The organism is Bacteroides sp. 41_26, from assembly GCF_949740115.1.
Lineage (GTDB): Bacteria > Bacteroidota > Bacteroidia > Bacteroidales > Bacteroidaceae > Bacteroides > Bacteroides nordii.
Window position 1 is genome coordinate 16,511 of sequence record NZ_CATJGZ010000073.1, and the last position, 11,699, is coordinate 28,209.

The 11,699-nt window shown below is 41.5% G+C and carries 11 protein-coding genes; 1 reads left to right on the forward strand and 10 read right to left on the reverse strand.

The window, feature by feature from the left end:
- Window positions 1–59: 59 nt before the first annotated feature.
- From QX565_RS10285 to QX565_RS10295, 3 genes are all read right to left on the reverse strand, one after another.
- Complete coding sequence (locus QX565_RS10285) at window positions 60–1,292, reverse strand: efflux RND transporter periplasmic adaptor subunit (RefSeq protein WP_221651390.1); 1,233 nt, start codon at window positions 1,290–1,292, stop codon at window positions 60–62.
- Window positions 1,293–1,413: 121 nt separating this feature from the next.
- Entirely contained in the window at window positions 1,414–1,818 is a 405-nt protein-coding gene (locus QX565_RS10290; protein WP_221651391.1) for a DUF6769 family protein, read from the reverse strand.
- Window positions 1,819–2,094: 276 nt separating this feature from the next.
- Window positions 2,095–3,732 (reverse strand): ABC-F family ATP-binding cassette domain-containing protein, encoded by a 1,638-nt coding sequence (locus QX565_RS10295; protein WP_221651392.1) that lies wholly within the window; start codon window positions 3,730–3,732, stop codon window positions 2,095–2,097.
- Window positions 3,733–3,943: 211 nt separating this feature from the next.
- On the opposite strand from QX565_RS10295, the gene QX565_RS10300 reads away from it, so the two are divergent.
- Window positions 3,944–4,342, forward strand: a complete 399-nt coding sequence (locus QX565_RS10300; protein ID WP_007484281.1) for a response regulator — start codon at window positions 3,944–3,946, stop codon at window positions 4,340–4,342.
- A gap of 237 nt (window positions 4,343–4,579) precedes the next feature.
- Here the strand turns inward: QX565_RS10300 and QX565_RS10305 are convergent, their stop codons facing one another.
- The 7 genes from QX565_RS10305 to QX565_RS10335 form a co-directional block, all read right to left on the reverse strand.
- Window positions 4,580–5,368: a histidinol-phosphatase gene (locus QX565_RS10305; protein ID WP_289292702.1), complete on the reverse strand. Its 789-nt coding sequence runs from the start codon at window positions 5,366–5,368 to the stop codon at window positions 4,580–4,582.
- On the reverse strand, window positions 5,365–5,898 hold the full coding sequence (locus tag QX565_RS10310; protein WP_221650576.1) for a 5-formyltetrahydrofolate cyclo-ligase: 534 nt from the start codon (window positions 5,896–5,898) through the stop codon (window positions 5,365–5,367). Before QX565_RS10310 ends, QX565_RS10305 begins: the two co-directional genes overlap by 4 nt.
- A complete protein-coding gene (locus QX565_RS10315) occupies window positions 5,810–7,555 on the reverse strand; it encodes a S41 family peptidase (protein ID WP_221650577.1) in 1,746 nt (581 codons plus the stop codon). The genes QX565_RS10310 and QX565_RS10315 overlap by 89 nt, the downstream gene beginning before the upstream one ends.
- Window positions 7,556–7,644: 89 nt before the next feature.
- The gene (locus QX565_RS10320; RefSeq protein ID WP_289292703.1) at window positions 7,645–8,070 is read right to left on the reverse strand and encodes a dCMP deaminase family protein; all 426 of its coding nucleotides are present in this window, start codon (window positions 8,068–8,070) and stop codon (window positions 7,645–7,647) included.
- A gap of 13 nt (window positions 8,071–8,083) precedes the next feature.
- Entirely contained in the window at window positions 8,084–8,593 is a 510-nt protein-coding gene (locus QX565_RS10325) for a DUF4847 family protein (protein WP_289292704.1), read from the reverse strand.
- Window positions 8,594–8,615: 22 nt separating this feature from the next.
- Window positions 8,616–10,688 carry a M3 family metallopeptidase gene (locus QX565_RS10330; RefSeq protein ID WP_289292705.1) on the reverse strand — a complete coding sequence of 691 codons (2,073 nt, stop codon included), beginning with the start codon at window positions 10,686–10,688 and terminating at the stop codon, window positions 8,616–8,618.
- A gap of 456 nt (window positions 10,689–11,144) precedes the next feature.
- On the reverse strand, window positions 11,145–11,699 hold a 555-nt coding region (locus QX565_RS10335; RefSeq protein WP_502874518.1), incomplete at its 5' end, for a type I glyceraldehyde-3-phosphate dehydrogenase.

The following is an 11,699-nucleotide window of genomic DNA, read 5'->3' on the forward strand; positions in this document are numbered from 1 at the left end:
AGATTGTAAATCAAAGTAATTTCAATCGTAAATTGTAAATCGTCCAATCGTAAATCCTTTTAGTGTTCATGACTATGTGCCGGTATCGCATTACTTGCCGAAGCCAGTTTCACCTGGTAGGCACCGCTGACAACAACAGGATCGCCGGCTTTGACGCCTGTAAGTATCTGTACGCTTTGCCCATTATCTGCACCTAAGGTCACTTCCTGCTTTTTATACCCTTCTTCATCCAGTTGCAAATAGACAAAGAATAATCCTTGTTCCTCTGTCAGTGCAGTGCGGGGGAGCGAGATAACGTTTTCCATTGGGGTTGACAGTAGATATACCTCTACAAACGAACCGGGAATAATATCTCCTTTGTTGTCAAACTCAAATGTTACCGGAACATAGAATGAATTATCTCCGGCAGACTTGCCAAACGAAAGGAGGCGTCCGCTTAATTCTTTCAGTGCATACACCTTATTATCATACGGCGTTTTGAAGTTAGCCGAACCAATAGTGCGCAGATATGGGTAGTATTTCTCTGAAACTTCTGCGCGCAGGAAAAGACGACGGTTTTGTGTTACGCTGACCAACGGTTGTCCGATGGTAACATAATCTCCCTCTTTGACTAAGATATTTTTCACATATCCGCCGATAGGAGAAGATATGGCCTGTCCGCCTTTGGTATTTCCTTTGGCGAGTGCTTCGTAGCTGATACGGGCATTCTCGTAATTTTGTTCGGCTTGTGCGAAATCTTTGTCGGATACGATTTTGTTTTTAACCAACGCTTTCATACGTTCGTATTCTTTCTTTGAGATTTCATAGGCAATACGGGCACGTTGCACCGGGTCACCATCTGCTATATTACTGGATGAGATGGTCAGCAGGGTACTGCCTTTCCCTACACTCATGCCCTCGGTAACTTTACCGTGAAAGCTGACAACACCGGCTACCGTAGCTACAGCTACGCTTTCGTCTCCCTGTGCGGCAAGTACTTGTCCGCTGGTCTTTATTACTTGTTCAAAAGTCCCCGGTTCAATAGTGCTCACCTTCACTCCGGCAGCTTCTGCCTTAGCTTTGGGCAGAATGATTTCATCACTATGTTCGCTTTCGGAAGCCTCGCTACCGTGGTCATGTCCCTCGCACTCTTTGGTGGCGCTGTGTCCTTCATTTTCGTGATCGTGTCCTTCGTGGTCATGGTTGTGAGCCTCGGTACCATGATTGTGTTCCTCGGGATTATTTCCCGGTTTGTTGTTGCAGGAGCCCAGAATAAACAATCCCAGAACTCCCATAAAGATAAGTTTCTTCATGATTATATAAAATACATTCTTAATGATTTCGTTTTTGTAAATTCGTCACAATTCACCCTGCAAAAGTAGAGGTTTGCGGGTGCAACAGTCTTGCAAACAATGTAATAGCTACATTGTTCGGTTAGACGAATGTAGATGGAGGGGCACGAAGTCCGAAGGCACGAGTGATATTCGTGCCGTGTAAAGACTCTCGGTAGACATATTCGTTAGTGAATTGTTTTTCCTGAGGTCGGAGTAGATTTTCAATTATAAAGTCGGTGAATAAGATTGCAACAAACATATGTTGTGGTCCCAAATCTACCTGCGCACTGGGTGCAGGAGATGAAAAACGCGCCAGACATTCGTTACTGCAGCAGGAGTCATTTTCCCGGTGGTGATTGTGTACAGGGCATTGTTCTTCGGGTGTTACATCATGTTTCATGCAAATCATCCCATTGGCATGGTGATGATGGGGAACAAGGGGTACTGCCAGCATAATGATGCTGATGACAAATAGAATATAGAATATGTACCTTTTGTTCTTCAAATTTAAAACTTTAATCGGCTGGCAAAGATAGGATTTACCTTATCGAATAGCAAATTATAGTACTTAAAATATTAAAAAGATAATTTGGAGGGATTTCACCACAGAGGCTCACAGAGTTCCATAGAGTATTATTATTCAATAAAACGCAGATTAACGCGGATTTGCACAAAGAAAGACGAGATAGAATAACAGTCTTTTAATTTGCGCAAATTCGCGTTAATCCGCGTTTCAAAATATACCCATCGCTTGGCGTACCTCCCCGTGCGGGAAGTACCACTATTTCTTTTCTAACTCCTGCAGAGAGTCCATCTTTTTCTTTTCAAGAAATTCGTAGATACCGCACAAGTGTTCTTTTACTTTCTTATTGCCGAATTCGTATACTTTTGTTACCAGTCCGTCCAGGAAGTCACGGTCATGTGAAACGACAATCAACGTACCGTCAAAATCAATTAAAGCCTGTTTCAGGATATCCTTTGTTTTGAGGTCAAGATGATTGGTAGGCTCATCCAGAATCAGCAGGTTTACCGGTTCGAGTAATAGCTTAATCATAGCTAAACGTGTACGCTCGCCTCCCGATAGTACTTTCACCTTCTTCATTGATTCTTCCGGTCCGCCAAACATGAAAGCTCCTAACAGGTCGCGTATCTTATTACGGATTTCTCCTTTAGCCACATCGTCGATGGTCTGGAATACGGTTAGGTTCTCGTCTAACAGTGAGGCCTGGTTTTGTGCGAAGTATCCTATCTGTACGTTGTGTCCCAGAGTCAATGTACCCTCATGTTCGATTTCTTTCATGATACATTTCACTAATGTGGATTTACCTTCACCGTTTTTTCCGACAAATGCTACCTTATCTCCGCGTTCTATAGTGAGTGAAGCATTTTTGAATACTGTATGTTCGCCATAGGTTTTACCTACATTGTCCATAATTACCGGATAACTACCCGAACGGGGAGAAGGCGGAAACTTCAGGCGTAAAGCCGATGTATCTTCTTCGTCCACTTCCAGCAATACCAGTTTCTCGAGCATCTTTACACGGCTTTGTACTTGCAGGGTTTTGGAGTATGTTCCTTTGAACCGTTCTATGAATTCGGTGGTTTCGGCAATGAATTTCTGTTGTTCGTCATACTGTTTTTGCTGCTGCACACGACGTTCTGCGCGTAATTGCAGATATTGGGAGTAGTTAACTTTATAGTCGTAGATGCGTCCCATCGTCACCTCGATGGTACGGGTGGTGATATTGTCAACGAATTTACGGTCATGGCTGATTACGATTACCGCTTTACCATTGTTGATGAGGAAATCTTCCAGCCATTGTATAGACTCAATATCCAGGTGGTTGGTCGGCTCGTCCAGTAGCAATACGTCCGGCTTTTTCAGTAACAGTTTTGCCAGTTCGATGCGCATACGCCAGCCACCGCTGAAGTCACTTGTTTGCCGATGGAAGTCCTCACGCACGAAACCGAGTCCTAATAATGCTTTTTCTACATCCTCTTCATAGTTGGTTGCATCAATCGAATAGAACTTTTCACTCAGTGACGAAACCTTTTCAATCAGTTCCATATAACTGTCACTTTCATAATCGGTGCGGGTCTCCAGTTCTTTATTTAATTGTTCTATTTCGGCCTCCATTTCATGCAGATGAGCGAACGCCTGTGCTGTTTCCTCAAATACGGTACGTCCGTCTTCGGTCATTAAATGCTGTGGAAGATAAGCAATAACACACTCTTTGGGAGCCGAAATATTCCCTCGGGTCGGCTGGCGGGCTCCTGCCAATATTTTAAGCAGTGTGCTTTTACCTGCTCCGTTTTTACCCATCAGGGCAATACGGTCTTTTTCGTTAATTACAAAAGAAATATCACTAAATAAGGTGGTTCCGCCGAATTCTACGGCAACTCCGTCTACTGAAATCATATATGTTCGTTAAAATGAGGTGCAAAGATAATGCAAACCGGGAGTAGAATAAAATGAACGAGTTCATTTTTTATGCCAAGGTGCAGCTTATCTTCGCTTTTTTGGCAAAGATAATCATTTATATTATTTTTTTTTATAACTTGCGCGCTGAATGCGTATGATATAATACGATATACTTAAATATGTACACGCGAATATAACAATCATTATAATGGAAAATGAATCAACAACAGACTTCCGTCCGCTAATACTGGTGGCGGAAGACGATGACAGTAATTTCAAATTGATAAAGGCTATCATAGGAAAAAAATGTGATATCCTGTGGGCTAAGAACGGAGAGGAAATAGTGAAGTTGTTCAATGAGAATCGTGGCAAAGCTGCAGCGATACTTATGGATATTAAAATGCCGATAATGACTGGTTTGGACGCAACAGTGATTATTCGTAAAGAGGATCAGAAAATACCTATCATAATGCAGACTGCATATGCATTCAGTTCCGATAAAGAAAATGCAATGAAATGTGGAGCAACAGAGGTATTGGTGAAACCCATTACATTGAGTATTTTGAGGAATTGCCTGACGAGTTATTTCCCGGATTTGAAGTGGTAACTGAAATGGCTTGCCTTATAGGCAGCTGAATTTTATAACTTGCATTATAAATATGAGCTACAAGTAGAATGGTATGCATTCACTTGTAGCTCATGTTTTATAAGATTGTACACTTATGCATGACAATATTGTACACTTTAGTATAACAAGAATGTACACTCTTGTTATGCAAAAATGTACATTCTTATAAGCCTTGATTATTAGATAGTTATGAACGTAATCTTTTCACTGAATAACTCATCCGTTCAAGCAGGGAAGTGTATCAATTGTTTTTATTTTCAATAGTTTCAGGTTTTCACAAGCCTGATCGTAATATCCTGAATATTCCAGTGATTTAGTGTCGTGTGCATCTACTCCAATAATGGCTGTGCAACCCTCATTAGCAGCAATATGCCAAAACTCCGGGTGTGGATAGGTCAGAGTGTCAAAAGCCTGGTTGTAGTCCATCATTCCTATATTATATTCCAAAGGGATATTAAGCCGGGCAGCTGCGCGGCAAATGTGCCGGCTAATTAATTTACAGTGGGAATCAAATTCCGGATAAGAACGCATGAAAAGATCAGGGTGGGCCAAGTAGGCAAACAGACCACTTGCCATTCCTTCGATTGCACTCTCTTCGTAGAGTTCGAGCATATCTGGTGTGATGGTGTTACGTCCGAAGTAGGGAAATTTTTCGTCTGTGTGGAAGTGATGATTGCCAAAGATGATATAATCGAGCTTATATTCCTTTATCAGCTCTTTCAGCCAATGTATGTATTCAGGAAAATATTCGCATTCCAATCCTAAATGTATCTTTATCCGGTTTTTGTATTTTTCTTGTAGGCTCCGGATGCTCTCTACATATTCAGGGAATTCTTCAGGAGTCATCCGGATATCTGATACATAGTCCGTGTGATATCTCCACGGACTATGGTCTGAGAACCCTACTATCTGATAGCCTCCTTTGATGGCACTTAAAACAAATTCTTCGTCACTCCCTGTCGCATGGTGGCAGCGGGTAGTATGGGTGTGATAATTAGTTTTCATTTTGTTATAATTTCATCCATACAGATATCAAATGATTCTGCAGGTACCTCTTCAAGCAATTGAAAGGGAAAACATATTCCAAGTTTTGTGGCTGTAATGTGGGGAAGGAGTTTATCGTAATAACCTTTACCTCTTCCTAACCGATGTCCGGTCTGGTCAAAAGCAACGCCCGGAACTACTGCCAGTTCAATGGAGCCATAGTCGGTGAACAATTTTCCGGTAGGTTCGGCAATACCATAAGAACCGATAATCAGGTCCTGGGGGCTTGTATAAAGTCGTAGTTCCAGATAATCTCCAACAACGACAGGTAATATAATCCTTTTTCTTTCACTCCACTTCTCTATGAAGGAATGGGTCTGGACTTCATCCTTCAAGGAGTGGTAGAGTAGTATGGTGTTTGCTGCCTGGAAAGCCGGGTGACTTTCCAGGTTAGCTAAAATGTCAGCAGAGAGTGCCTTCAGCGTAGAGTCGCAATACCGGGTTTTCTCTTGCGCTATCAGCTTGCGCAGTTCTTTTTTTCTTTCCTTCATCGTTTTTCTTGATTTCCGGTTCTTCAACTATTTCCGGTGCTTTGGGGAAAGCTTCGCCTTTTTCCAACAAATCCAATCCTTTCTTTACAGTCGGATCTGTCAGGTTGGAATATTTGATATAAGCTTCTTTTCCGAGCATATTGTAAATGATGTTTCCGAGGATATTCTTTTCCAGTAGTTTATATGACTTCTGAATAAGGATATTTCTTCTCTTAACACCTTTGGTTTCGGCATAACGAACGAATTGTTCAACGAGCCCTTGCTGACGCAGGTAGTTTACGAGTGACTCTTCCGTATCGTATTTGCTCAGTTTTTCGCGGTTGTTGTCCGTATACTGGAATGTAAAGAGAATAGTCAACCCCTTGTTTAGTACGGTAGACAAGTAGGAGGTCACACCAGTAGTATCTTGTGGTACAAATACGTCGGGCATAATACCGCCACCACCGTACACGGGGCGTCCTAACCCGGTTGAGTACCGCTGTGATTCGTCCAGTTTTATACTGTCACGTGAGAAAAATTCTCCGTGGGTATAACGGTTGTACAAATCCATTTCATAATTGCGGTCTTTTCCATTTTCGTATGGGCGCTGTATACAACGTCCTGAGGGGGTATAGTAACGGGCTATTGTTAGACGAATGGCAGAACCGTCGCTGAAATCGATGGGTTGCTGTACCAGACCTTTACCGAATGAACGACGTCCTACGATAGTTCCACGGTCATTATCCTGAATAGCACCCGAGAAAATTTCGCTGGCAGAAGCCGATCCTTCATCTACAAGAACAACCAATGGGAGATTCTGGCAACTTCCTGTTCCGTTAGCAACTTCATCCAGACGTTTGTATTTACGTCCCTGTGCATAAACAATCAATTTCCCTTGCGGCAGAAACTCATTTACCATTCGTGTGGCAGCATCCATATATCCTCCGGTATTTCCACGAAGATCTATGATAAGTCCTTTACAATTCTTATGATTTAATTGTGCAAGAGCATTTAATAATTCTACGTGTGATGTACGTCCGAATTTACTGATTTGGATATATCCGAAATCATCGTTCAGCATGTAAGCGGCATCTATTGTATTCTGCGGTATATCACCACGGGTAATCGTGAAGTTTATCAGGTCTTTTTCGGTTGCACGCTTAATGCCCAGTTTAACCTGACTGCCTTTCGGGCCTTTCAGTTTACGCATGGCCCGTTCGTTAGTAACCTCTTTCCCAACGAAGAGGCTATCATCTACGGTTACAATACGGTCACCTGCCATTAAGCCTACTTTCTCGGAAGGTCCGCCGGGAATAACGGCATTTACATGTATGGTATCATATTGTATTGTAAACTGGATACCTATTCCACTAAAACTTCCTTCCAATTCAGAGTTTACTTCTTCCAGATTTTGTGCCGGAATGTAAGTTGAATGTGGATCAAGTTCAGCCAGAATCTGAGGCATTGCTTTTTCTACAAGGTCTGTCATGTTCACCGTATCTACATATTGGTCATCAACAATACGGAGTAAAGCATTCAACTTATTGGATGATCCGTTGATAATGCCTAAGCGATTGCCTGCAAAATGTTTGGCGTAGAACGTTCCGATAAGGATTCCAATTACTACGCTGATAGCAATGATGACAGGGGTAAAACGGGAAGAGTTTTTTGTACTCATGCTTTTTTATTAGTTATTAGTTAGTAGTTGCAAGCTGCGGGGAGCTATGCTATAACTGCGGTTTGCTGTTTTTTCTTTTTTTGTTATTGTTACTCGTGGTCTGTTGTCACAAATATGACTTCTATTCCGGCCCGTTTGAGTAATTCAATTCCATCTTCCAGACGGTAATGCTCGGAGTAAACGACCCGTTTGATACCCGCCTGAATGATTAGTTTGGCACATTCAATACAAGGAGAAACCGTGACATACATGGTAGCACCATCGCTGCTGTTGTTAGAACGTGCTATTTTGGTTATGGCGTTTGCTTCGGCATGAAGCACATAGGGCTTTGTGACATTGTTTTCATCTTCACAGACATTCTCGAAGCCGGAAGGCGTTCCGTTATATCCGTCGGAAATGATCATTTTGTCCTTGACAATCAATGCTCCTACTTTACGCCGTTGGCAATACGAATTTTCAGCCCAGATGCTGGCCATACGTATATAACGCTTATCTAATTCTGATTGTTTATTCATTATCGTATGTGTTTTATTTTTCGGGTGCAAATGTAATGCACAGAGTTTCTGTATTATATTCAAAATAGAGATACAAATTGTATTCATCTCCTTCATAGGAGGTTGCTTTGGTTATTGCTTCGATGATGAACTGCCCCAATTTGTCATTCGAATCGGTCACCCTTTTATCTTTTACAGTTGTTCGGAAAGTTTGTTTTTCGCCATTTGCTTCCCATGTACCGTTCATAACCACAGAACCGGAACCGTTGAAGTCACCATTGATTCTGTTTTCACTTGTACTGCCTGTGAAAGTTATCCGGAATGCTCTTGTTCCGGTGGTTGGATCATAAGACAAATAGTTCTTTTTGTCTACTCCCGGAAAAGTATACCATCTATGTTCACCCTTTTTGGTGATATAGGTCATCTTCCATGTTTTCCCTGTGAATATCTTTTGCACATCGTCCGTATCATTGCATCCGCTTAAAGCCGGAATCAGCATGATTGCAAACAATATTCCGATATATTTCAATATTTGTTTCTTCATCTTGATTTCTAATCTTCAGTTTTTAATTTCCAGTGTTTTCTTTAATACCATTTCTGATGAGCAATGCGTCAATTGTAGGCTCTTGTCCACGGAAGCGCTTATAAAGTATCATTGGATGTTCCGTTCCACCTTTTGACAGAATATTGTTGCGGAATGATTCGGCAACTTCCCTGCTAAATATACCTTTCTGTTTAAACAACGAGAAAGCATCCGCATCCAATACCTCCGCCCATTTATAACTGTAGTATCCGGCAGAGTATCCTCCGGCAAAGATGTGTGAGAACTGTGTACTCATACAGGCATCTTTCACAACCGGTAATATTTGTGCTTTGGCCCATGATTGTTGTTCGTACTCTTTCACATCTCCCTCAAAAGGGGTATTACGGGTATACCATGCCATATCCAACAAACCGAAACTAACTTGACGCAGACAGGCATAAGCAGCATTGAAATTGGAAGCATCTACCATGCGTTTTATCAGTTCTTCGGGTAACTTTTCGTCCGTCTGATAGTGTTGGGCAAACGTATTGAGGAATTCTTTTTCGATAGCAAAGTTTTCCATAATTTGTGAAGGTAACTCTACAAAATCCCAATAAACGCTGGTGCCGCTGAGGCTCTCGTAAGTAGAATTAGCAAACATACCATGCAGACTGTGCCCGAATTCATGGAGAAATGTTTCCACTTCGTCAAAAGTCAGTAAGGCGGGTTTGTTTCCTGTTGGTTTTGTAAAGTTCATCACGATAGACACATGTGGCCGGCTGTTTTCTCCTGTCTTTTCGTCTATCCATTGGCCTTTATATTCGGTCATCCACGCACCTGCACGTTTTCCTGTACGTGGGTGGAAGTCTGTATAAAGTATAGCGAGCGTTTTATTATCTTTGTCAAGTACCTCATAGGCATCCACATCCTTGTGATAGACCGGAATATCGGTATTTTTTTTGAAGGTAATTCCATACAAGCGGGTTGCCAGGCCAAATACTCCTTCTTTTACTTTTTCCAGTTCAAAATAAGGACGTAGCATTTCTTCATTGATATTGAACTTCTTATCCTTTAGTTTATTAGAATAGTAACTCCAATCCCAAGGCATAACGGTGAACTCTGCACCTTGTTCCTGGCGTGCCAGCTCCTGTACTTCCTGGTATTCTTTCTTTGCAGTAGGAGTATACGCTTCTAAAAGTTGGTTGAGCAGATTGTAAACCGCATCACTGTCTTCTGCCATCCGCTTTTTCAAAGTGTATTGGGCAAAGTTTTCATATCCCAGCAATTGTGCGATAGCCATTCGGGTATTAACGAGCTTCTTTACAATATCGATATTGTTGTACTCATTGTTGTGGGTACATTTGGTATTATAAGCCATGTAAAGCTCATGACGCAGATCACGATTGTCGGCGTAAGTCATGAAAGGGATGTAACTTGGTGCCTGTAGAGTGAATACCCAGCCTTCTACACCTTTTTCCTTGGCTGTTTCAGCTGCTGCTTCTATGGCGCTTTCCGGGAGTCCGGCAAGTTGTGCTTTGTCTGTAAGCACAAGCTGATAATTATTTATCTCTTTCAGGTTGTTTTCGCTGAACTGCAATGTAAGGCTGCTCAATTCTTTCGTTAATTGACGGTATTGTTTTTTGGCTTCTCCTTGCAGATTGGCTCCCCGGCGGATAAAACCATCATATATGTTTTCGAGTAACTTGGTTTGTTCCGGAGTTAGGTTTAATTGCTCTTTTTGGTTATAGACAGCTTTTACACGTTTAAATAACTCTTCATTCAGACTGATATTGTTGCTGTGTTCACTAAGAAGTGGCATCATTTCCTGTGCCAGTGTCTGCAGATCATCATTCGTCTCTGCACTACGTAGATTACCGAATACAGTTGTTACACGATCCAATAGTTCGCCTGACTTTTCGTATGCCAGTATTGTATTGGCAAAAGTCGGTGCTTCCGGGTTATTAACGATAGCATCTATCTCAGCTGCCTGCTGACGGATTCCTTCACGGATGGCAGGCTCGTAATGTTCTGTTTTTATTTTATCGAATGGGACAGTTCCATACGGTGTAGTATACTTTTCAAAAAAAGGGTTTTGGGCGTTCATCATATTAATAATAATGCAAAGTAAAATCAATATTACGTTTAGTCTCTTCATATAAGCCGGATTATGAATGATTTGGTTTATACTTATGGATTACAAAATTACTAAAATAGTGGATACTTACAGTAGGAATGATCTGCTTTTTAACAAAGTATTAGTGAATAAGGATTATTTCGCAGATTAATATAATTTTGTTAATTAATAGAGGGCGTTTTAGTTTTTTCTGAATGATTTCACCACAGAGTAACACAGAGTTCCACAGAGTTTAAATCTTTATTGAAACACGGATTAACGCAGATTTTCGTAAAGGGAAACAAATGTATGATAAAGAACTACAGCCTTTTAATCTGCGTTTCATCAGATAAATACTACTCTGTGGTGAGTTTTGCTCATTTCGGATCAAAAATGAATATATGAAAAAAAGCTGCTTCGGAAACCGAAACAGCTTTACTTGAATCATATTGTGAATGATTATTTCTTAGCGATAACGCGAGCCATTTCACAAACTTTGTTTGAATAACCCCACTCGTTGTCATACCAAGATACAACTTTAGCGAAGTTAGAATCCAAAGAGATACCAGCTTTAGAATCGAAGATTGAAGTCATAGCGCAACCACGGAAGTCAGTTGAAACAACTGCATCGTCAGTATAGCCAAGGATACCCTTCAATTCGCCTTCAGAAGCTTCTTTCATAGCAGCGTTGATATCTTCTACTGTAGCAGGTTTTTCCAGAACTACTGTCAGGTCAACTACAGAAACGTCAGAAGTCGGAACGCGGAATGCCATACCAGTCAGTTTACCGTTCAATACCGGCAATACTTTACCTACAGCTTTAGCAGCACCTGTTGCAGAAGGGATGATGTTTTCAAGAATACCACGACCACCTCTCCAGTCTTTCTTAGAAGGACCGTCTACTGTTTTCTGAGTAGCAGTAGCAGCGTGAACTGTAGTCATCAAACCTTTAACGATACCGAACTTGTCGTTCAATACTTTAGCGATAGGAGCCAAGCAGTTAGTAGTACAAGA